This window comes from Flavobacterium sp. 2, assembly GCF_049949195.1.
Taxonomy (GTDB): Bacteria; Bacteroidota; Bacteroidia; order Flavobacteriales; family Flavobacteriaceae; genus Flavobacterium.
Map to the genome: position 1 here is coordinate 5,101,130 of NZ_CP188206.1, position 24,195 is coordinate 5,125,324.

General features: G+C 33.7%; 15 protein-coding genes. 5 read left to right on the forward strand and 10 right to left on the reverse strand.

The annotated features are described in order from the left end of the window. Nucleotides 1-9: 9 nt before the first annotated feature. The 9 genes from ACNFIH_RS22020 to ACNFIH_RS22060 form a co-directional block, all read right to left on the reverse strand. Entirely contained in the window at nucleotides 10-1,845 is a 1,836-nt protein-coding gene (locus ACNFIH_RS22020; protein ID WP_426484815.1) for a glycoside hydrolase family 2 protein, read from the reverse strand. A gap of 275 nt (nucleotides 1,846-2,120) precedes the next feature. After that, nucleotides 2,121-4,535, reverse strand: coding sequence for a glycoside hydrolase family 2 protein (locus ACNFIH_RS22025; protein WP_426484816.1), 2,415 nt, complete (start codon nucleotides 4,533-4,535; stop codon nucleotides 2,121-2,123). Nucleotides 4,536-4,634: 99 nt separating this feature from the next. Next, nucleotides 4,635-5,813, reverse strand: coding sequence for a glycoside hydrolase family 88 protein (locus tag ACNFIH_RS22030; RefSeq protein WP_426484817.1), 1,179 nt, complete (start codon nucleotides 5,811-5,813; stop codon nucleotides 4,635-4,637). 396 nt (nucleotides 5,814-6,209) lie between these two features. Beyond that, on the reverse strand, nucleotides 6,210-10,319 hold the full coding sequence (locus tag ACNFIH_RS22035) for a two-component regulator propeller domain-containing protein (protein WP_426484818.1): 4,110 nt from the start codon (nucleotides 10,317-10,319) through the stop codon (nucleotides 6,210-6,212). 115 nt (nucleotides 10,320-10,434) lie between these two features. Next, on the reverse strand, nucleotides 10,435-12,066 hold the full coding sequence (locus ACNFIH_RS22040) for a DUF4955 domain-containing protein (RefSeq protein ID WP_426484819.1): 1,632 nt from the start codon (nucleotides 12,064-12,066) through the stop codon (nucleotides 10,435-10,437). Nucleotides 12,067-12,294: 228 nt separating this feature from the next. Next, entirely contained in the window at nucleotides 12,295-13,479 is a 1,185-nt protein-coding gene (gene uxuA / locus ACNFIH_RS22045) for a mannonate dehydratase (protein ID WP_426484820.1), read from the reverse strand. Nucleotides 13,480-13,496: 17 nt separating this feature from the next. Continuing rightward, entirely contained in the window at nucleotides 13,497-14,309 is an 813-nt protein-coding gene (locus tag ACNFIH_RS22050; protein WP_035651201.1) for an SDR family oxidoreductase, read from the reverse strand. Between the two features lie 8 nt (nucleotides 14,310-14,317). Then, nucleotides 14,318-14,983, reverse strand: a complete 666-nt coding sequence (locus tag ACNFIH_RS22055) for a bifunctional 4-hydroxy-2-oxoglutarate aldolase/2-dehydro-3-deoxy-phosphogluconate aldolase (RefSeq protein ID WP_426484821.1) — start codon at nucleotides 14,981-14,983, stop codon at nucleotides 14,318-14,320. Nucleotides 14,984-14,985: 2 nt separating this feature from the next. Next, entirely contained in the window at nucleotides 14,986-15,435 is a 450-nt protein-coding gene (locus tag ACNFIH_RS22060; RefSeq protein WP_426484822.1) for a YhcH/YjgK/YiaL family protein, read from the reverse strand. 441 nt (nucleotides 15,436-15,876) lie between these two features. Here ACNFIH_RS22060 and ACNFIH_RS22065 point away from each other — a divergent pair, with 441 nt between their 5' ends. Beyond that, nucleotides 15,877-16,998 (forward strand): LacI family DNA-binding transcriptional regulator, encoded by a 1,122-nt coding sequence (locus ACNFIH_RS22065; RefSeq protein ID WP_426484823.1) that lies wholly within the window; start codon nucleotides 15,877-15,879, stop codon nucleotides 16,996-16,998. A 121-nt stretch (nucleotides 16,999-17,119) separates the two neighbouring features. Here the strand turns inward: ACNFIH_RS22065 and ACNFIH_RS22070 are convergent, their stop codons facing one another. Further along, nucleotides 17,120-18,289 (reverse strand): DUF4861 family protein, encoded by a 1,170-nt coding sequence (locus ACNFIH_RS22070; protein ID WP_426484824.1) that lies wholly within the window; start codon nucleotides 18,287-18,289, stop codon nucleotides 17,120-17,122. Nucleotides 18,290-18,619: 330 nt separating this feature from the next. Here ACNFIH_RS22070 and ACNFIH_RS22075 point away from each other — a divergent pair, with 330 nt between their 5' ends. The 4 genes from ACNFIH_RS22075 to ACNFIH_RS22090 all read left to right on the forward strand — a co-directional run bounded on the left by ACNFIH_RS22075 (nucleotide 18,620) and on the right by ACNFIH_RS22090 (nucleotide 24,022). Continuing rightward, nucleotides 18,620-19,540 (forward strand): YybH family protein, encoded by a 921-nt coding sequence (locus ACNFIH_RS22075; protein ID WP_426484825.1) that lies wholly within the window; start codon nucleotides 18,620-18,622, stop codon nucleotides 19,538-19,540. A 48-nt stretch (nucleotides 19,541-19,588) separates the two neighbouring features. Then, nucleotides 19,589-20,053, forward strand: a complete 465-nt coding sequence (locus ACNFIH_RS22080) for an NUDIX domain-containing protein (RefSeq protein ID WP_035651217.1) — start codon at nucleotides 19,589-19,591, stop codon at nucleotides 20,051-20,053. Between the two features lie 93 nt (nucleotides 20,054-20,146). After that, nucleotides 20,147-20,794 carry an HAD family hydrolase gene (locus ACNFIH_RS22085; protein WP_426484826.1) on the forward strand — a complete coding sequence of 216 codons (648 nt, stop codon included), beginning with the start codon at nucleotides 20,147-20,149 and terminating at the stop codon, nucleotides 20,792-20,794. Nucleotides 20,795-21,094: 300 nt separating this feature from the next. Then, the gene (locus ACNFIH_RS22090) at nucleotides 21,095-24,022 is read left to right on the forward strand and encodes a triple tyrosine motif-containing protein (protein ID WP_426484827.1); all 2,928 of its coding nucleotides are present in this window, start codon (nucleotides 21,095-21,097) and stop codon (nucleotides 24,020-24,022) included. Nucleotides 24,023-24,195 lie beyond the last annotated feature (173 nt).

Consider the following 24,195-nt stretch of genomic DNA (forward strand, 5'->3'; position numbering starts at 1 on the left):
GATAACGGTTTATTTGCCCAAAGAATAATTCAATTGTTCTTTTTTCTTCTGTGAGTACCAATCCTGCATGATGTAAAAAGCTTTCTTCTTTTCCCCTTCGTTTGAGATTAAGCCTTTACGGTTGTATCCGTCCTGAATACCTGGTAATAATCTTTTTGGTGATCTGAAATCCACCAAAATCCAAGGGCTTGTACCACTTAAATGCGGAATTTTCTCAATCATTTTCAAATTCTGAATGTATAGATATTCCTGATATTCCTCAGTCCAACGCTCATTTTTTTCTCCGTGGAAACCTGCTTTTGCATCGCCTCCAAATTCAGAAACAACTACAGGCTTGTTATAAGGCGTTTTCCAAAGATTCTTTTCTGCATCTTCAAGTTTGCCACCATACCAACCTAAATATTGATTGAAGGCGATAATGTCAAGCGATTCGCCAATTTTATCATCAATTACTCCAAAACCGTCTACATGACGTGTAAGTAAAGCGGCGCTGATTAATCTTGTATTATCTAGTGATTTTGTGTGCGTTGCTAAATTCTGGATAAAAGTATTTCTGGCGTCAGAAACGGGAGTTTCATTGGCCATCGACCAAATAATAATACTCGCTCTGTTTTTATCTCGGGTAATTGCCGCTGTTAATTGATCTTGGGCATTTTGATACGTATTTTTATTAGCAAAATCCACAGTCCAGTAAACCGGAATTTCCTCCCAAACCATTAATCCCAATTTATCAGCTTCTCTAATAATGTTTTCGTTATGTGGATAATGCGCCAAACGAACATAATTACAGCCTAATTCTTTTGCCCAATTCAATAAGCGCAAAGCATCTTCTTGCGAATTTGCGCGTCCGCCTTTTGCATTTTCTTCGTGAATTGAAATTCCTCTTAAAAAGATTTGTTTTCCGTTTAACAGAATTTTGTCTTCGTGAGTTGCAATAGTTCTGAAACCAATTTTATCGTTTAATTTTTGTCCGTTAAAATCAATCGTTACATCGTATAATTTCGGATTTTCAGGCGACCAATACGAGATTTTTTTAGCAGGAATTTCAAAATTTAAAATTCCGTCAGCAGCAACTTTTCCTTTATAATTGATTTTTAATTCAGGAATTGAAATAGAAACTGCATTTTGTGCGATATCTAAATTATTGATTTTGATGAAACCCGAAATACTATTTGCATTCCCTTTCTTAAGTTGAATATTATAATCTTCTATAAATGAAGCTTCTTCCTCAATCAAAGTCACATCGCGTGTGATTCCACCATAATTCCACCAATCTGTGTTTACGGTTGGAACATCTTCTTTATGGCGTGTATTATCAACTTTTATGACCAAATAATTGCCATTTGGTTTTACAATCGAAGTAACTTCATAATTAAACGGAGTAAAACCGCCTTCATGTGTTCCTAGTTTTTTTCCGTTTAAATAAACATCAGCTTTATAATTTATAGCTCCTATATATAAAAACAGACGTTTTTTATCTTTTAAATTATAATCGAAAGATTTCTTGAACCATACATTTCCTTCATAATATTTTAGTTCAGGAACTTGTGAATTCCAATCGCTGGGAATGGTAATTGTTGCCGATTTATCAAAATCATATTCTACCAATTCTTGTTTATTGACAGCATGATAATTACTATAAAATGCCGATTTTGGTGCTTTTTCCTGTTTGTCATATTGATCTAAATGGAAACTGTAAAATCCGGTTTGATAAGGGTCGATAATGTAATTCCAAACTCCGTTTAAAGAAGTTGTATTTCGGTTTGGAACGTTTGAAATTAGGTTTTGTTGTGCAAAAGTAAACAGTGTTGTGGTTAAGAGTACTGCGGTTAATAGTTTTTTCATTTTAATTTGTTTTTTTATTTTTTGCAGAATGCTAAAGTTTATTGTTTCACGCAGATTTGGCAGATTTAGCAGATTGATTTTTTAGAAATTTTGTCATTTCGAGGAACGAGAAATCTCCACGAGAAACTCCACAATAAGAATCTAAGCTTTGTAGAGCTACTTGTGGAGATTTGCTTCGCCTGTTCGCTATCGCTCGGGTCTCGTTCCTCGAAATGACAAACCACATTTTAAATCAGAACAACGAAAAAAATGGTAAATCTGCGTGAAATAAAATCTTAATTCACGGGAATCTTCAAATATTCCCCTTTAAAACTTTGGTTGAGTGCCGTCATTTCGATTGGGTTGCCTGAACCATCTGGAATTACTTCAATCGAAGCTTTTCCGTTTGCCATTTTGATAGATTCACTTCCCGTTGGTGTTCCTTGATTTTTCAAAGTTTTTCCGCCTTTTAGGCATTGGAAATAAACACTCGCTTCATAGTCAAGACAGCGTAAATTATTGTTGTCAATCGCAATTGCAGTTACAAGATAATTTCCGTTTTTCAGTTTTTCTGAAGACAATTGGAGTGAAGTTGCGGCTTCATTTTTCTTAAAGCGATAATTCACTTTTAAAGTATCAGAAACCGTTATTCCTTCTTTATTTTTTCCAATGGCAATCAGAATGTTCTCTCCTTTTTTGAAATTCACATCCCAAGTAAGTCCATTTGCAGGATAAAGAGCAAGATTGCGTTGTTTTTCGCCCAATGACTTTCTGTCGTGATATAAAGTTACTTTCTCGCAATTACTGAAAACATTAATTGTTCTTGGCGTATTTTCAGGACCTTGACGTTCTGTCCATGTATGCGATTCAATGTAAGTAAAAGGTTTTTTAGCCCAATAGCTTTTAAAAACGTAATAAGCATCTTTCGGATTTCCATTTCGATCGGTAAGCCCTTTTTGATTCATATACGGAATATCATCTTCCGGACGGAGCGGCGTTGCAAAATCCTTGAATGCCCATTGAATATTTCCCACAAAATTTGGGTCATTCTCGGATATATGCAAATGCCAGTCAAACAAATCAACAATGTAATTTTCGCTCCAATCACCAATTTGCGCAATATTGGCAATTTTAGTTTGTACAATAGCTTCTTCCCAGCCTTCGGCTTTAATTACATTCTCACCATTAACAGGGTTTTCACTATGACGGCCAACGTGGCTGTCTCCACCATATTCGGCGTGAATAAAATGTTTGTATTCTTTTTTGTAAACATCAATTGCTTTTTGATAGCTTTTGTAGCTTCCTGAGTACCAGCCTGACCAGATAGAAGGGGAGAAGACATCAACAATATGTGAGCCTTCATAATATTTTCTAATTGCCGTTTTTCTTGTTGGATCAAGTTTATGGGCAATATCATTTAATTCGGTTAAAAAAGCATTTGTTTTTTCCGGATTATCGCCATCAGGAAAATCTGGAAGCCAGTTCATTTCGTTTCCTAAAGACCAAATTATAATGCTAGGATGATTGTAATTTTGATTGATAATTTCAGCCAGCATGTTTTTGGCATTGGTTTTCCAAACCTCATTTCCAATTCCGCCACGGCACCAAGGCAATTCGTCCCAAACCAATAAACCTAATTCATCACAAGCTTTATAAACTTCCGGATCTTGAGGATAATGTGCTAAACGAACGAAATTTGCACCCATTTCTTTAATCGATTCCATATCAGCGCGATGTTGTGCATTTGTCATAGCGGCACCAACTCCGGCTTGTTCTTCATGACGATGTGTTCCTCGAAGAAGCAAACGTTTTCCGTTAAGGAAAAACGGTCCGTGATCTTTAAATTCAAACCATCTAAATCCAACTTTTTCTGTAACGCTATCTTTTACTTGATTTTTTTCAGATAAAGAAGCAGTTAGTTTATACAAATTTGGATTATCTGTATCCCAAAGTTCTGGTTTTTTGATGTTTTCGAAAGTGATTGTTGAAGTTTTATCCGAAACTGAAATTGTTTTGCTAGCAACTTTTTTTCCTTTCGGAGTTTTTAAAGTAATCGTCAATGATAAATCTTTTGAGTTATCTGGGTTTACAATTGAAGAAACAATTTGTACTGAAGCCTTTTTAGCTGAAACTTCTGGAGTTGTAATTTTTAGATTTTCAATATGGTTTTTGTATTTCGAAACCAACCAGACATCGCGCGTAATTCCGCCATAAATATAGAAATCACTTTTTTGAGATGGAATAATTTCGATATCATAACTATTATCAACACGAACAAAAATATCATTATTTCCTTCTTTAATAAGATTCGTAATATCAATTGAAAATCCAATATAACCGCCAATATGAGATCCGGCTTCTTTGCCGTTTACATATACTTTTGTAGTAATATTTGAACCTTCGAAATACAAGGAATAACGCTGATTTTTATCAATCTGCGGAATATTTAATTTTTTTTGATACCAGCTGGCGTCACGTCTGTAGCCCGGATATAAGTCGGTTGCATCTTCAGCATTCCAGGTATGAGGTAAATTTAAAGAAACCCAGTTTTGATTTTTTTGAGCTTCGTTCAAGTTTGAAGTATGGTTTTCTAAATAAAGCCAATTGTCATTAATATTCATCTTTGTCTGAGCAAAACTGCTGCTCAGACAAATCTGAAAAAAAACAAAAAGCGCAAAATTTGAAAATGTATTGTTATAGTATTTTTTCATAAATTAAAAAGGTTCAGAGGTTCAAAGGCTCAGAGGCTCAAAGGCAAAGGATGAAAACCTCTGTCACTTTGTACCTTTGTAACTTTGCACCTTAGATTATTACTTTCTTCTGAGTAATGCTTCCAGAAAATAATAATCAGCGTAAATTATAGGTTCGTCAATTTCATCGTGTTTTGGCCAGTTACCTGTGCTGTGATCGAGTAGGAAAGGAGCTTTAATAGTTGAGTTTAAAATATATTTATCAGATTGTACCGAAGTCATTAATTTATCGGCGAAAGCCAAATAACTTTTATTTTTGGTGTAACCGTACAATTCATATAATCCTGATGCCATGACCATTGCCGCAGAAACATCTCGCGCAGCATTTGGAATGCTAGGATCTTTAAAATCCCAATACGGAATTCCGTCTTCTGGCAGGTTTTTATTTGTCATAAAAAACTTTGCAGTTGCTTCGGCTTGTTTTAAGTAAGAAGGATCTTTTGTATATCGGTATGACATCGTAAATCCATAAACCGCCCAACCTTGACCGCGAGCCCAAACCGAATCATCGTTATAACCCTGAAGTGTAGTTTTCTTTCTGACATTGCCCGTTTTCGGATCGTAATCAATAACGTGGTAACAGCTGCTGTCTTCTCTAAATTGATTTTTTAAAGTTGTGTTGGCATGCTGAATCGCAACGTCACGATATTTTGGATTTCCAGATAACTTAGAAGCTTCGAAAAGCAATTCCAAATTCATCATATTGTCAATAATAACTGGGAAATCCCAGATTTCTTTATTGAAGTCCCACGAACGAATCGAACCTACTTTTGGATCAAATCTTGTGCATAAAGTTTCGGCGCCTTTAATAATTACATCTGCATATTCTTTTTTGTTTTCGACTTTAAGCGCTTCTCCAAAACTGCAATACACTTTAAAACCTACATCGTGAGAATTACGGTTGACACTTTCTTTTTTGCTGAAAGCGGTCCATTTTTGAGCTTGTTCTTTGTATTTAGAATCGCCGGTAAGTCGGTATAATTGCCAAAGATTTCCGGCAAAAAAACCGCTTGTCCAGTCTCTCGACGGCACTTTATGTATTTCATTAGTTTTGACATTCATGCTGCGAGGCATCGACAGAGAATCGACAGGATAATCGAGCAACATTTTATAACGTGTATCCAACAGTGTTTTTGTCGTTGGAGAGACAATTGTTTTTTGAGACTTAATTCCGGATTTGCATGCCGTTGTCAGCGATGCAAACCCTAGAATCAAAGAAATGAAACTAACTTTATTCATATTTACTAATTAATCATTTTTAAAAAACCACAATTACTTGGTTTTAAATTTGGGTTTGGGATCATTTCTATTTTTTTATTAAATGTAATTAAACTATATAAGTTCTTGCGTTTCTATGTGTCAAAAACACACATATCAAAAACACATCATGTGTAGAATTTGATTTTTTGGTTGGTGAACATTCATTTTTTGGTTTTAAGGTTAAGGTTAGATAAAATAGAAAAGCAAAAGACTCATTCCGATTATGATCACGACAAATAAGATTTGAAGAAATAAATAGTTCGGTATTTTGATTTTCATATGGCAAATGTAGATGCCGAAAACGATATAGAAATACAAAAAAGGGTATCTAAAAATACAGATACCCTTTTTTAAGCCCTTAAAACAGTGGGATTGCTAAATTACAACAGTAGTTTTGTAAAATTTATCAGCATATTGTGATGGCGTTTCGCCGTACTTTTTCTGGAAGCATTTACTGAAATATTTCGGATTATTGAAGCCCACTTTATAGCTGATTTCAGAAACAGTTAACTTGTCTTGTTCCAATAATTGAGCGGCACGTTTTAATCGAATTTCATGAATAAATTCGTTTGGTGTGCAATTTGTCCAGGCTTTGATTTTTAAAAACAGCATGGTTCGACTGACACCTAATTCGGCACAGAAGTAAGGAACATCAAATTGTTCATTCGAAATATTCTCTTCAACAATTTTAAATGCTTTTTTCAACAATTCTTCATCTATTGAAGAAACTGTAATCTCTGACGGAATAAAATTATCTTCACTTGAAAATTTGATTTTTAAACGCTCGGTTGTATTCAAAAGATTTTTGACACGAAGTTTAAATTCCATTAAATTGAATGGTTTACTGATATAATCATCGGCACCACTTTCAAGCCCTTCGAATTTATAAACCAATGAAGATCTCGAAGTCAGTAAAATAACCGGGATATGACTGGTTTTAATGTTTTCTTTTATTTTAGCACACAATTCAGTTCCAACCATTTCAGGCATAATAACGTCGCTGATAATCAAATTTGGTACAAATTTTAAAGCTTTGTCCAAAGCAATTTTACCATTTTCTGCTTCAATAATATTGTAATCTTTTTTGAGCAGGTTCTTCATGAACTTTCTCAAAACTTTATGATCTTCAACAATTAAAATGGTTTGTTTTTCTTCGTTTACGATTAAATCTTCAATATCTTCATTTTCTATCGCTTCAGAAGGTTCAAGTTGAGCGTTGTATTGTTCAATATCATCACTGATTTTAAAATCAGAAATAATTTCGCTGTCCAAAAGATGTTCACGTCCAAGGGGTAAAGTCACTTTGAAAATAACACCACCAGTTGGTTTGTTTGTAACATCGATTTTTCCTTTGTGAAGCTCAACAATGTTTTTTACAATCGAAAGCCCGATTCCAGTTCCTTTATTATAATTTTTCTGAACTTGGTTATGTGTCGGAACTTCAAAAAACAAATCAAAAATCTTATCGATATGTTCCTCGGAAATTCCAACTCCCGAATCTTCAACGGCTATAAAAAGATGCTGCTGATCGTGATTGATTTTAACATTAATAGAACCGCCTTTTGGAGTATATCTAAAAGCGTTCGAAATCAAATTATAGAAAACACGTTCGAGTTTGTATCGGTCAAAATACACCAGCATTTCTTCGTTTTCAGCTTCAAATGTGTAATCGTAGCCTCCATCTTTGGCATATTCTATAAAAGACAAAAAGATTTCTTTGGTAAATTTTACAATATTTCCATTTGCCGATTCCAGTGCAACCTGATGATTTTCCAGCTTTCTGAAATCCATTAAACGATTGATTAAGCCTAAAAGATGATTCGCGCTTCCTTCTATAACTAAAAGCTTTTTGTACATTTCATTGGTTCCGTTATAATCGGCTAATATTTGTTGCAACGGCCCTAAAATTAACGTTAAAGGTGTTCTGAATTCATGTGAAATGTTAGTAAAGAAATCCAATTTTAATTTGTTGTTTTCCTCAATTCGCTGTGTTTCCAGATATTCCAGTTCGAGTTTTTGCTTTAATCTGGCTTTTGATTTCATAATCCAGATCAAACCATATAATCCTAAACCAATTATAATTCCGTATAACAAAAATGCCCAAATACTGCGCCACGGAGCCGGATTTACAATAACGGTCAAAGTGGTTGGATTTTTGTTCCAAACGCCGTCATTATTCGCACCGCGGACTTCAAATGTATAAGTTCCTGGATTTTGAATAGCAAAATTGGCCTCGCTGTTTTTGGTTATCGTCCAGTTGTTTTCCAGTCCGGTTAAACGATAGCTATATTGGTTCTTTTTTGATCGAATGTAATTTGGAATCGCAAAACTGATTGAGAAATTAGCTTTGTCATAATCCAAAGTAATGGTTTTGGTATATCCAATGCTTTTTTCTAAAATGCCTAAAGAATCATTTGGGTTTGTCGTTTTATTTTTGATTTTCAAATCAGTAATCAAAACCTGAGGCGCGTATAGATTTTTAGAAATTTTTCGGGAGTCAAAATAAGTTGCTCCTGAAGGGCTTCCGAAATAAAATGTATTGCCATCAAGTTTTAAAGCTGCATTATCATTAAACTCATTATTTGCAATACCGTCTTTTTGATCATAACCGACAACTGTTTTTCTGGTTGTGCTGTATTTTAAAATTCCCTGATTACTGCTAATCCAAAGGTTTTTATCATCATCTTCCAAAATAGAATGGATGGATGTAACAACCATATTTCCAATTTTCAGGTTGATTCTGTTGAATTTTTTTCCATCAAAATAATGCAATCCTTTTGCTTTTGTTCCTACCCAGATTTTATTTTGAGAATCCTGAAACAAGGTCAAAATATCATCTCCGGATAAAGAAACATCATCATAAAAGTAATGTTTTACAACATATTTATTGGTTTGGAAATTGTTAAGTCCAATAAGATTCAGTCCGCTCAGAGTTCCTACCCAAAGCCTTTTTTGTTTGTCAACAAAGACTGTTCGCACATAATTATTGGTTAGATAATTTGCCTTTGTAGTATCATTTCTAATAAATTGAAAATCTTTTGAAACAGTATTATAGCGAACTAATCCTTTGCTAAAAGTACCCATCCATAATACGCCGTTTCCTTCTGTTTTGATGGAATAAACTCCGACATCTTTTAGCGAATCCTTTAATTGAGGTGAAATTCTGTTGCTTTCAATACTTTTAGTCTGGGTATTATAAGCTGAAATTCCTTTCGAGAAAGTTCCCATCCACAAAATATTATTTTCTGCAACGCACATTGATTTAATATCATTTATTGGCGTTTGTCCAATTTTATTATTCAGGTAACTCGTAGTTTCTGTATTTTTATTGTAAACGGTGATGCCGCCACCTTCAGAACCAAAATAAATATTCTGATTTTTGTCGGCTACAATCGAACTTACTACATCATAACTCATCGGAATCTTTTTCGAATTCTGATCGTAATTGAGGAAATTTACGCTCGAAATATCCCACATATTTACGCCTTTGTAATAACAACCAATCCAAACAGAACCTTTTTTATCGATGAAAATTGATTTTACTTTTTCGATTCCGCTGTTATGATTACTATTGCTGTAACTATTGTTATTGTTTATCTTTTGAATGCTCTTATCTTCTCCTAAAATATAAATTCCGTCATAAGCACCAATCCAGATCGAGCCTTTGCGGTCAATAGCCAAAGCACGAATTTCATTGTTGATTTCTTTGCGTTTTTCCTCAGGTAAAAAGGAAACAAAGCTGTTTGTTGATGGGTTAAATTTTAAAAGCCCTTTGTTTTTTGTTCCAACCCAAATATTATTGAAACGATCTTCAGCAATTGCTGACACATTCAATACATCAATATTATTTAAAGGATAATTTTTAAAAGAAAATTTTCCATTTTTTCTACCTGTAAATAAACACACTCCTTTTGTCGTTCCAATCCAGACCTTGCCTTTTTTAGTTTTAAAAATGCTCAGAATATTATTGCTTGGAATTGATGCAATATCAGTAGCAGAATGAACAGCAGAGGAAAATTGCCCTGTTTTTTTGTTATAAACAGATAATCCTTTTGAGGTTCCAAACCACATTTCATCGCCGATTTTCTTTATACACCAAATGGTATTGCTATTTATGGTATGATTGGTCTTGTCATTTAAGTATCGCTTGAAAGTATTACTAACGGGATCATAACAGTTCAGACCATTATAAGTTCCAATCCATAGTTTTCCGGAATTATCTTCTTCAATAGCTAAAATATCATTACTGATAGACGTTTTATTGGCAACATCATTCCTAAAAATGGTGAATCGACTTCCGTCATATTTATTGAGACCGTCGCGTGTACCAAACCACATCTGTCCAAATTTATCCTGATGTATGGCAATAACAGAATTCTGGGAAAGTCCGTCAGTGGTTGAAAAATTTTTAAGTCGGTATTTATTTTGGGAAAACAAATTTCCTGAAATAAAAAGTAAAACTAGAAAGACGCTCGTGTATTTCATAGCATTTATTTTTTTGGTTAGAGTTATATTCAAGGTGCAAAGAGTCAAAGTTGCAAAGGGACAAAGATTTCACAGAGAAAAGCCTCTGAACCTTTGTAGCTTTGGGCCTTTGTTCCTATTTCATGCGTTTACTTAATTGATAATCGTATAATGATGGAATTTTTTCAATTGGCTTATTTAAAAACTCTATATACGGATCTACATCATATTTGATTTCAAATTTTGTATTTCCGTGTACACCGATAATTCTGGCGAAAGCGCCGTCTTTCATTCCGTATAGTAAAACCGGTTTTGATTGATCTGGATTCTCAACCTGAACATTCAGATTCCAAAAAGTACTGTAAGGTCCGTGCGAAGGTTTCCAATATTCTGCTCCGCCGCCGCCAAATATGGCATAACTATTATTCTTGCCTGCTTTGAAGTGAACTGTAATATTGTCAAATAGATTTTGATGATTGGCTCCCGAATGCTGATCTAAAACCGGATCTTTAAAAATCTCACAATTTTGATACACATTTTTAGTAGCAAACGTGTTAAAACTTAACGGATGAACGGCCGAATTATAAATTTTAAGATTCTTAACCAAAATATTATGAACACCTCCCAAAGTCACCGTGTAGTGTGCTAAATGTGTTCCATCTGTAATAATATCCTGAATCGTAGTATTTGCTACTTCTTCGGCTAAAATACCGCTATCAGCATTGGTTATTTTGACATCTTTAACCCAACTATTGAAAAGGCGAGTCAGGAAAATCCCATTATTTCCCGGTTCAACATGATGTGCAACTCTCGGAATATCTGGAAAAGTAAAACGAAGATGTTCAATTCCAACTTCATTTAAATGTTTCCATTCGACTAATTGCGCCTGATAACTTGGTTTTATCGAAATAGTCAACGGCGTTTTTAAAGTAATTTTTGTACCAGAAATTTTAGTGATTTCAACTTGTTGACGAACAATCGGAAGTTTTGGAAAATTCCAATGATGTGAACCTGGTTTTACTTGGGCTCCTTGGTATAAATCTTTAATGATTTCGCCGTTTTCGCCGTCTTTATTAAACAACTGCAATTCGACAATATCACCAACTTTTAAGCCTTTTACATCTGAAACGGTAATGATATGTTCGCCCATTTTTCCTGAACTAACTTTCGCCAAAGGATTAGATTGTGGTTCATATTTATCCAAATACGATTTTACGCGCTCGCCCGGAACCTGCGTCCAGATAAAACCGCCAGACCATGCATATTGCGAAAAAGGCAAATCAATATTGTTTTCTGGTTCGCGCTGCCTTTTGTCTAAAGTCGTAAGATATTCACGAAGTTCAGCCAAAGCATCTGAATCTTTAAGATACATCATCGGCCTTGGGCAGTAGATTTCGGTTCCGTTTTCAGTAGAACCAGCTCCGCGAAGCACAAAATTACTTCTTTCGATATAAAGAATTTCGCTGAGAATAATTCTTCCTGCAGGCAATTGAAGAATTACATTTCCTTCAACGGCATTAGCTGCTTTGAAAGCTTTCAAAAGTGCTTTTGAATCATCTAATTCATCATTAGCTTTTACTCCAAAATCAATGGCATTAATTACTTTTCCATTAGCTTCAGGAATTTGGCTTTCGCCGAAATGATAGCCAGCATAGCTAAAATCCGGAAGATAATTGGTTTTTGGAGAAGTAATAATGGTAGGTAATTCCTGCGCCAATATTGTGTTCATAAAGAGTCCACAGGATATAACAATGGCTTGGCGAATCATGGTTTTGTGGTTTTGGTTAGTTAGTTTTTTTGTTTTTTGCTCCGAAGAGACTATGGTTTTTAGTCTAGTTTGTCATTCCGAGGAACGAGGAATCTCCACGAGTAACTCGACAAAGATTGACGATTTAGCTTGCAGAGCTACTTGCGGAGATTCCTCGTTCCTCGGAATGACAAACAAGATCTTTAAAATCTGTTTGAAACATAAATTTTCGCGTTGTAGCAAAAACTTTTATAAGGATTTTTTGATTCCCAATTCAAGTCCTCGTAGTTCTGCAAGTCCTCTTAAACGACCAATTGCAGAATATCCAGGATTTGTTTTTTTCTTCAAATCATCCAGCATTTGGTGTCCGTGATCCGGACGCATTGGCAATTTGCTGTTATTTCTTTTTTCAACTTCGAGAATCGCTTTTACAACTTCATACATGTCAACATCGCCTTCAAGATGATTCGCTTCGTAGAAACTTCCTTCTTCGTCACGTTGTGTGCTTCTTAAGTGAATAAAATTCATTTTATCGCCATGACGTCTTACGATTCCAGGTAAATCATTATCAGCGCGAACGCCGTATGAACCTGTACACATCGTAAATCCGTTTGATTTTGAAGGAGCCGCATTCATTAATTCGATTAAATCTTCTTCTGTACTAACAACTCTCGGCAAACCTAAAATCGGGTAGGGAGGATCATCAGGATGAATCGCCATCAAAACGCCTTTGCTTTCGGCAACCGGAATAATTTCTTTTAGAAAATGAAAAAGATTATTCTTTAAAGCTTGTCTGTCAATATGATTGTAAGCGCTCAAAGTCACTAAGAAATCTTCAACACTATAAGCTTCTTCAGCTCCCGGAAGTCCTGCCAGAATATTTTGTTGTAATTTGACTTTATCTTCTGCAGTCATGGCTTCAAAATAGCTTTTTGCTTTTTGAATTTGTTCTGCCGAATATTCGTTTTCTGCTCCTGGTCTTTTCAAAATATACAATTCAAAAGCAGCAAAAGCATTAATGTCAAAACGAAGCGCTTTAGAGCCATCTTCAACGGTATAAGACAAATCGGTTCTTGACCAATCTAAAACCGGCATGAAGTTATAACAAACGCATTTGATGCCGCATAAAGCTAAATTTCGAATGCTTTCTTTATAGTTTTCAATATATTCCAGATATTTTCCAGTTTGTTTTTTGATATCTTCATGAACCGGAATACTTTCTACAACCGACCAAGTCAAACCAGAAGCGCCTTTTTTAGGATCGCCGTCTTCGTGTTCGATTTCAACTTTTCGTTTAATAATTTCTTCAATGCTCCAAACTTGTCCATTTGGAATATGATGCAATGCAGTTACAATTCCGGTTGCTCCGGTTTGTTTGATATCTTGTAAAGAAACAGGGTCATTTGGTCCGAACCAGCGTAATGTTTGTTCCATTTTCGTGTTTTAAAAAATTAAATACTCGTAGCGGCAAAACCACCGTCTACTTTTAATACTGTTCCCGTTACGAATTTTGACATATCACTGCACAAGTATAAAAGTGCACCGTCAATATCTTCAGGTTTTCCAAATCTTCCCATTGGAGTTTGTCCGATGATTTTTTCACCTCTTGGCGTTAAATTTCCTTCTGGAGTAAGCAGTAAAGCGCGGTTTTGTTCACCAATAAAAAATCCAGGTGAAATAGCATTGACACGAATTCCCTCGCCGTATTTTGAAGCTAGTTCAACCGCCATCCACTGTGTGAAATTATCAATAGCCGCTTTTGAAGCCGAGTAACCTACAACTCTTGTAAGAGGTCTTTGCGCCGATGCTGATGAAATATTGATGATGTTTCCTGATTTCTGTTTAGCAAAAAGTGCTGAAAATACTTGTGACGGCAACATTGTTCCGATGATATTCAAATCAATAACTTGCTGTAAATCTTCGGTTTTCATGTCATAAACCGCTTGATCTGGCTGGATTGTTGCGCCTGGCATATTTCCCCCGGCAGCATTGATCAAAATATCCAGGCGACCATATTTTTCAACAATATAATCTCTTACTTTTTCTACTTCTTCTTTATTCAAAACATTGGCCTGAACTGCAAAAGCCTGACCGCCGTTTTTTTCTATATGTTGTACTGTATTTTCGGCTTTTTGAAGCGATTGCGATACAATCCCAACGATTACGCCTTGTTTAGCCAAAACGTTTGCAAAGTTGCTTCCTAATACGCCGGCACCACCTGTTATAAGTGCAATTTTTCCTTTTAAATTAAATATTGAATCCATATAAATTATTATAGTTTTCTATAAGTCTGAATGATATCTATGACTTTTTCAGTTTCGTTTTTGATTGCGGCATAATCGCCTTCGTTCATGCGTTTTTTAGTAATCAGTTTGCTTCCCATTCCTACTGCAGATACTCCGGCAGAAAACCAACTGTGTATACTCGCTGATGTGGTATCAACACCTCCTGTCACCATAAAAGTTAGATTTGGAAAAACGTCTTTGATGCTGCTCATAAAATCTGGTCCAAGAATGTTTCCTGGAAAAAGTTTTATAAATAAAGAACCGGCATTTTCTGCAGCAATAATTTCGGTTGGTGTCATACAGCCTGGAGCGTAGAAGGCATTTTTACTTTTCAGAAAAGCGGCAACTTCAGGAACAAAACCCGGACTTATGAAAAAGTCTGCACCAGCATCGTGAAAATCTTTGGCTTGTGATTCATTTTTTATTGTACCGATTCCTAAAAGCATTTCCGGCATTTCAATATTTCTGATTTCCACCATTTTTTTGAAATTCACTAAAGCTTCAGAACCGCGGTTTGTATATTCGACTGCTCTTATGCCAGCACTGTACAAAGCACGAAGCACTTCAATACTCACATTTTCATCTGTATTGAAATACAAAGGAAGCATGCCTTGCTGCGAAATGATTTCTATTGATTCTGGAATTGATTTCATAACTAAATTTTTACTTTAAAAACTAGCTTTTTCAATGAACCATCACCAATCATAGCAGCGTGAACATCCTCTGGAAATAAAATAGTAAATTGTTTTTCCTGCAATTGAAAAAACATGTCGGGTTTGTCATGAAAAAAGCGAACATCTTTTTCATCACTATAATCTCCATTTGGACTTACACATTTTTCTCTCGGTTTCCATGCATAAGTTTCCGGACCTTTTACTACAATTTGTATGTCAATGTTTTTGTCGTGACATTCAAAACCTTTGATGCTCTCTTCTTTGGTCGTTCCTTCGCCAGCAATTACGATTACTTTTAATCCTTCAGTAATTTCCAAAACGCCTTCTTCCAATTTGCTGATGTCATTTTGCGCTACAAAATCAAAAGCTTTTTTAAAGTTTGGATGCAAATCGTAATATTTTGCGGCATTGTGTAATGAATCTACTATCATTTTATTTGGTTTTATATTTTGTGTTTTTTGAATAATCCTCCTTTGTCAGAAGCACTAGGAAAAAAATCCCGTTTTACTGTTAAATCAAAAATTTGCACCTTAGTTATTATTGTTATGAAAATATTTAGATTTTTAATTTAAATAATTACATTTAAATAACTGGTTTTTAGTTGTTTGTTGTTTGTTTTTCTGTTTTGTGTCAGGTTTTGATTTTTACCCTATATAACTGATTGAAATAGTTTGTCTTATCTTTTTATTTTACTTAAATCTTTTGTTTAATTTGTTGAATTAAAATAATTGATTATTAGTTGAATAGTGTTTTGTATTTTTTTAAATGGATTTTAATTTTTTAAACAATTAGATTTTAAAAAAAAATACAAAATTATATTGTTGTTTTTATTGTTTGTGTATTTTTGCGTGTACGCACACGGTGTTTTGCAAATGTATATAAAAAGAGATGTAAAACAACTTATATTTGATAAAAAAAATAATAATTTTATACAGCTAATCCATTCTTTTAACCTAAATATCAGAAATATCATAACAATTAAAAAAATAGCAGAACTTGCTAATGTATCGCCAGGAACGGTTGACAGGATTATTCATAATCGCGGGCAGGTTGCACAGGAAAATGTAGATCGAGTTAATGCTATTATTGAAGAGTATGGCTATAAACGCAATATTTTAGCGAGCAATCTGGCATTGAACAAGAAGTTTCATTTTGCTGTTTTTTTGCCCAAATATGAAAATTTGGAATATTGGAAAAGTCAGATTTCAGGTGTAGAAAAAGCGGCAGAAGAGTTTGGAAAATTTGGCGTTGTGCTGGATTATTTTTTCTATGATTTTAACAAAGAATCTTTTCAAAAGCAAATTAAAAAAGTAATTGATTTTGACTGCGACGGATTACTTTTCGCTCCAATTTTTTATGAAGATTCTGTTCGGTTTTTGAATGAATATCAAAAAAAACAGATTCCAATTGTTATGATCGATTCGAATATTTCTGAAGAAAGCGAACATGCTTATGTCGGTCAGAATGCTTTTCAAAGCGGTTATCTTGCAGGAAGACTGATTAGTTTTGCTGTAAAAAATGAAAGAAAGGTTTTGGTTTTTAAAATAACAAGAGAAATTGAAAGTACATCAGTTTATCTTCAACGAATCGATGGATTTTATTCTTATTTTAAAGATCATGATGAATTGACCAATTTCAGTTTTTCTGAAATTACAGTTAAAGATTCAGGTACAGATCAACTGTGTATGGAAATGTTTAAAGACATTCACAGTGTTTTTGTACCCAATTCAAGAGCTTATATTGTAGCCCGATTTTTAGAAAAAAATAATATCAAAGGTGTCCGAATTATTGGATTCGATTTATTGAAAGAAAATATCGAATATCTGAATAAAGGTATAATTGATTTCCTAATTAATCAAAGACCAGAGGAGCAAGGCTATATGGGAATCAATTATTTGTACAAAAAACTAGTACTTCAGGAAGAAACAGAATCAACAAATTATATTCCGTTGGAAATTATTTTAAAAGAGAATTATTTCCCGAATAAAAACTAATGGTTTTGTCCACGGATTATGCGGATTTTAACAGATTATCACAGGTTATTTTTCACTCAACAATGAATATTAAAATCTGTGTCAACCGGTTAAAATCCGCATAATCCGTGGCCAAATAAAATTACTTCTTTACCTTAACAGCAAGCGGATTATTTATTTTCTCAGCAAAAGAAGTCAAGTAATTTTCCCATTCTTGTTTGGTTTGAAACGGACTTCCTTTTTTCCACCCAAAACCAGTGTAGTAGATTGCTTTTCCGTTTTTAACAGCGATATTTCCGTACAAATTGCTTAATTCTTTTTCATCTGTCACGTGATTATCAAAGCTTGTCATGGCATTTTTTGGAGCTACTAATCCCATTCCGATTTCTGAATCGTCGATTGGTTCCCAATAACTCAGCCAGCCATTTTTTAAGTTAGTTCCAATAGTTCCTTTTTTCTCGTGAAGTGTTATTCCGACAGCAATAGTTGTAGTTCCAGTAACTGATGTTTCGTAACGAGAAAGATAACTTCCGTAATCTAAACTGATTAATTTAGATTCGGTTATTTTGTTCCCTTTCGCATCCCAATCGGCATAAGTCAAAATAAAACTCGTTCTGATTGGTCCCGTAGTAATGGTTTTCCAGCTGACAAAATTCTTCGAAAAATAATATTTTCCGTCCACATTTACGGCAATTCCGCCAATTCCACGACTATCGCCAACCTGAAAATTATCTAAACCTTCGCCAGTATCTTTATGATAAGTTCCTTTTCCTGTAGTCATTTTATCGTACCATTTGTTGATGATTGGGTAATCGACTCTTTTTAGCCAAGCGTCTATACCGCTTGTCAAAGCACCTCCAGAAACTTTATTTTCGACCATTTTTTGCGCCACAGGACCATACGCTCTAAAAGCAACTTTGTTGTTTTCCCATGCATAATCATCTATTCTTTCGGGTACAAATCTAGAATAACAGCTTGCAACTTGCGAAGCATTCGGATTGGTTCCTACTAAAATTTCAAAATCCTGTTTTGACTTCGCTTTAATTTTTGGTTGAAATAAAAGCACATCCATCGCTCCATCTCCATTATTATCAACTGTTTGGGTTTCTAGAAATGAATTGGAACTTTTATCCTTTATAGTGTAATTTTCAAGTTTAGCATCGGTAGGCAATCCAAGTATTTTTTTAGTTAATTCGACTGTTTCAAATTCTCGATCAACTTTAAGCGAATTGGTAATTGTAATGGTTTTGTTTTGAGAATGCATGGCAAAAGTGCTTGCCAAAAGAGTAGTTAGTAAAAGATGCTTTTTCACAATTTGTAATTTAATTTTTTAGGAAATTAGTTTGATAGTATTTTATAAAAGTACAAATTCTAAAACAACTGTAAATACGGAATTGGGGTAATTCTGTACAGAAACCAGGAAATGAGTTTTTCAAAATGAATGTCAAAACTATAGAACCAGATATTTTAATTCAAAAGTATGAAGAATGTTATTTCAAAGTTAATTCAGTAAAATGGTTCGAGGTAAAAAGTTTCGGAAATAAATCAATGCACTATATCTCTAAGATTGTTTAATGAATTGATTTGCAGTTTTTTAAATTTCTTTTTCTACTTTTAATAATCCATTTAATATTGTAAAAGCATGAAAAAGAGATATTTATCAATAATATTGTTTTCAGTTTTTGTGAACCTACAAGGACAAATCATTAAAAATACGGAACAATTAAAAGAAAAGCTCATAGCAATAAATAATCAGTTTGAAGATTCTTTTTTGCGTAATGACAGCAGTATTATTATCAAATACTATGATGATAAACAATCTGTATGCATGCCCGAATATCACAAAGCTTTATATACTAAAGAAGATATAAAATCCTATTATGAGCAATGGTTTTCTAATTTTAAAATAAACGCTTATAAAAAGGTTATTTATGAAGTTAAACAGATTGATAACTACACAATTGAAATTGGAACTTTCAATATTAATTCGGCAAATAAAAAAGGTGAAGCATTAGTTTACGATGGGAAATATTTGAATGTCTGGAAAATTGAAAAAAATGTAAAACTAACTTTGATATCAGAAATCTGGGGAGCAGATAAAGCAATTGACGGTTCTAATTTTTCATTTATAAAAACAAATTCTAATGAGATTCCAAAACCACAAATTGAAAAATCTTTAGAAAACGAAGTCAATAAACGAAACCAACGTATTGCCGAACTTGTAACAAATAGAGAAGGCGAGAAACATGCAGATGAATTTTTTACAAAAGATGCTATTTACCTAACTTACGATTCTCCAATGTTCATTGGAATGGAAAATATCAAGCCTTATTTTGTAGAACACGAGAAACCAAATGGAGTTTCTATTGATTCGATATCCATAAAAGCTAGCAGAATGATTCCGCTTAATAATTTTGTTATCGAATATGGTTATTATTATGTCGATGTTTCGTGGGATAATAAAAAGGGAAGAGCTATTGTGACCGGAAAAAGCACAAATATCTGGAAAAGAGACGAAAACGGAATTTTAATGCTCTATCGCCAAATGGTAAACCATAATTAAATTGTTGATATTCAAATAGAATCACGATATTTATGTAAAACAAATTAGATGAAACAGAGCGCCGGAATATTATTGTATAAATTCGTTGATAAAACTACTTTTTTCTTTTTGGTACATCCAGGCGGTCCGTTTTGGAAAAACAAAGATTTAGAAAGCTGGTCGATTCCAAAAGGTGAATTTACTGAAGATGAAGATCCCCTTGATGCAGCAATTCGCGAGTTTAAAGAAGAAACCGGTTTTGAAGTCGATGGTGATTTTATAAAACTGGAATATGTAAAACTTAAATCGGGTAAAATTGTTCATGCTTGGGCGGTAGAATTTGACCTTGATGAGACTTTAATAAAAAGCAATGATTTTGAAATGGAATGGCCACCAAAATCTGGAAAATTAGAAAGTTTTCCCGAAGTTGACAAAGGCGAATGGTTTCAAACTGCCGAAGCTTTAAAGAAAATAAATCCCGCACAAGCTGATTTCATTGTTCAAATGATTTCCAAAATTTCAGCTTCACTTTAAAAAAACATTCTCGATTTACAGGATAATTTTCGTAATTTACATTTTGTCGTTTGATTGGTTTATCAAACAATTTTAAAAATGTAAATAAAAAGTATGGAAGTTAAATATATAATTTTCGATTGTGACGGAGTTTTAGTAGATACAGAAAAAATTGGCAATGGAATATTGCTAGAAATGGCTTCAGAACATGGTTTTGATATGAAAATTGAAGATGCCTACCGCAATTTCAATGGACGAAATTTAAAAGATTGTTTTCGACATATCGAAGAAGCAATCGACCAAAAACTTCCAGAAAATTTTGAAACCGAATACCGCAAAAAAAGTTTTGAAGCTTTTAAAACACAAGTAAAACCAATGGAAGGTGTTGTTGAATTTATCAGAAATATCGAAAAATTAAAAATTCCGTATTGCGTAGCTTCCAGCGGTCCGGTTGAAAAAATAAGACTGAATCTTGAAGTGGCAGGTTTATTGGATAAATTCGAAAACAAAATATTTAGTTCCTATCAAATAAACAGTTGGAAACCAGAACCAGGAATATTTTTGTACGCTGCTAAAGAAATGGGTTTTGATGTGAAAGACTGTATCGTTCTGGAAGATAGCAAAGCTGGAGTAAAGGCTGGAATTAGTGGTGGATTCAAAGTGTACGGTTTTGCAAATGGTTTTAATAATGAAGATTTAGAAAAAGAAGGAGCAGTTCTTTTTAATAGTTATGAAGAGTTGAGCGAGTTGCTTAGAGTTTAATTTTTGTTCAAGTTTGAGGTTTTGCAAGACGGGTCCTCGACTTAGTTCCTAATATTAGAGTTTAAATTTTATCTTACAATTACAAAATTGTTTGATTAAAATGTAATTTGTTGCATTAAAATAAATTTTTATATATTTGAATTTCGACATTCTCTTTTTTAGTTTGATAATAATGAATAATTGTTATTAATACATTTAAAATTGAATGTGTTTTGCCTAAAGAAAAATGACTTTTCCCAAAGAGTTATTTTGAAGTTGTGATTCCAAAAATCACAAAATAACCTACAGACAGAAACAAAAATGACGAAATTTATAAGAATTTTAATTTTATCAATATTGCTCATTTCTCCAGTTTTAAATGCGCAGATTAAAAAAATTGGTGTTCCTTTTATAATTAATTATAATCCGAAAACTTATAAAGCAGCTTCCGAAAACTGGGATGTTCTGCAGGATTCTAAAGGAATGATGTTTTTTGCCAATCATTTCGGAATTATGCAGTTTGACGGCGTTCGTTGGAGCATCGTTACACAACCGGAAAATAAGAGTATGGTTCGCTCGCTTGCCATCGATAAAAAAGATAAAATGTATGTTGGCGCGCAGGGCGATTTTGGTTATGCAATTCAATTGCCAAACGGACAGTATCAATATACATCTTTAGTAAAATTACTTCCGGAATCAGCTCGAAATTTTGGAGATGTTATACATACCGTTATCCGAAATAATGAAGTGATTTTTTTCTCTTATGAAGAAATTTTTATCTACAACAATAATAAAATCAAGGTTTTAAAGTCTAAAGAAAAATTTGATGATTTCTTCGAAGTCAATAAAGAAATCTATGTTTCGCATAATACCAAAGGTTTATTGAAATTAAAAGGTGATAAATTAATTTCGGTTACAAATGGAGAGAAGTTTGCTGGAATGAAAATCAGGAAAATGTTTGAAACTCAAAATGGTCTTTTACTTTTTACGCAAAAAAACGGACTTTTTACTTTTAAAGACAATCAGGTAAAACCATTTTTAAGCGAAGCGGACAATTTATTAAAGCAAAATCAGATCTCGGTTGCGGTTGAACTTTCTGATGGATATTTCGGAATTGGAACCCGACAATCAGGGTTGATAGTTATAGATAGTTCGGGACATTTGATTCAGCATATTGATAAGCAAATGGGACTTCAGAATGATTATGTAACGAATCTTAAGGTTGATAAAGAAGGCAATTTATGGGTTACACTCAAAGAAGGAATTTCGCAAATTCAGATTTCTTCGCCATTGTCCAGAGTTTTAGATACTTCAAATTCAGAAACCAAAATTTACTGCAGTCAGATTTATCAAAACAAATTATATATCGCCACAGATAACGGTTTGTTTTGGATGGATTGGCAGTCTTATAAAAACGGCAAACATGAAAACGCGAACTTTCAGCACGTTTCTGGAATGTTTGAAAATGTTTGGAATATTAGCGTTTTTGGAAATTCGCTTTTGGCTTTTGAAAAAAATGGAATCTTTGAAGTTTCCGGTAATTCAGCAAAATTACTGGCAAAAGTTGATGGCGCTTGGAAAGGAATATTAGTTCCGAATCATCCTGATTTATTGCTTGTTGGCGGTTATAACGGAATGTATATTCTTAAAAAAATAAATAATTCCTGGGTTTATCAAAATAAAATAAAAGGTTTTGAAGAAAGCAGTCGAGTTATCGAAACGGATAAAAACGGCGATTTCTGGATTGCCCACGGATACAAAGGAATTTATAAAATTCAGTTTAATAAAACATTCGATGCCGTTTCAAAAGTTGAGTTTTACAATGATAAAAATGGTTTCCCGTCGAGTTTGTTTTTGAATACTTTTAAAATTGATAATCAGATTCTTTTTGGAACTACAAAAGGAGTTTACAAACAAGATGTTCATTCGAAGAAAATGATTCCTGAACCTATTTTTAAAAAATATCTAGGTTTAGAAAATCATATTCGATTATTAAAGCCTGATTATCAAAATAATATATGGTACATTTCTGGAGAAAATACCGGGAAAATGACAAAAAAGTCAAACGGAAGTTTTGAAGTTGAAGAACTTCCTTTTAGAAAACTTCGTTACTTATATGTTCCTGGGTTTGAAAATATTCAAACGACAACCAGTGGTGATGTATTTTTTGGAACACAAGATGGCTTAATTCATTATAATGTCATTAAAAACAAGAAATACAAAACGAAATATAAAGCAGTAATTTCAGAAGTGAAATGTATTTTTCCGAAAGACAGTTTGATATTTTCAAGCCGTTATGATGTGCTTCCGAATAAAACAAAAGATGCAGGAGAAAAAATCTCACCTATTTTATCGCATTCTAATAACGCATTGCATTTTTCTTTTTCATCACTTTTTTATGACGAAGCAGATGCAACAAAATACGAATACTGGTTGGAAGGTTTTGAACCGAAATGGTCAGATTACAGTTTACAAACTGAGAAAGAATATACCAACTTACCTGAAAATGAATATGTTTTTCACGTAAGGGCAAAAAACATTTATGATGTGGTAAGCGAAGAAGCGGTTTTTAGTTTTGAGGTTTTACCGCCTTGGTACAGAACAATCTGGGCTTATATTTTGTATTTTCTACTTTATTGTCTAGTCATTTATTTGATCATTAAATATCAAAAATTTGTGGCTGAAGGTGATCGTCAGCAATTGATTCTGAATCAGGAAAAAGAATTATTGCGAGCCCGTGCTGAACTTAACGAACAGAGATTGAATATGGAACAGGAAAATATGGCTATTGTTCGGGAAAATCTTGAAACAACGATTAATCTTAAGAATGCCAAAGTTGCTTCGAATACCGTGAATCTTATTCATTTAAATGAAATTCTGCTTTCGATAAAAGAACTGATCGGACAGATGGACAAGAATAACGATCCAAATGTGAACTTTAGTTTATTGACCAAAATAAACAAACTAATCGATCACGAATTGCAGGGTGACAAGCATTGGAACGAATTTGAAGAAATCTTCAATCAGCTGCATGATAATTTTATGCAGAGGATGAAAACAACTTATCCGGAACTGACTCCGCGCGATATGCGATTGTGTGCTTACTTGAGAATGAACTTTAATACAAAAGAAATTGCTCCGCTTTTAGGAATTTCTGTTCGTGGAGTTGAAGATACCCGATATAGAATTCGAAAAAAATTGCAACTTCCTTCGGATGCAAATATCACAGAATTCATTCTAAATTTTTAATTTTTTATTATGATGTAAAATCCTAAGTAGTTTTACGCGTTTTTTCTTCATTTTTTTTTAAATCACCGTAGTCAAACCGTACTCAAAAATGTAAGTCTAGCCTGATTTATTTGTTAATATTGTCGGATTATTATTAAGATAATGACCTGTTTACTGCAAAATGGGTTTTTATT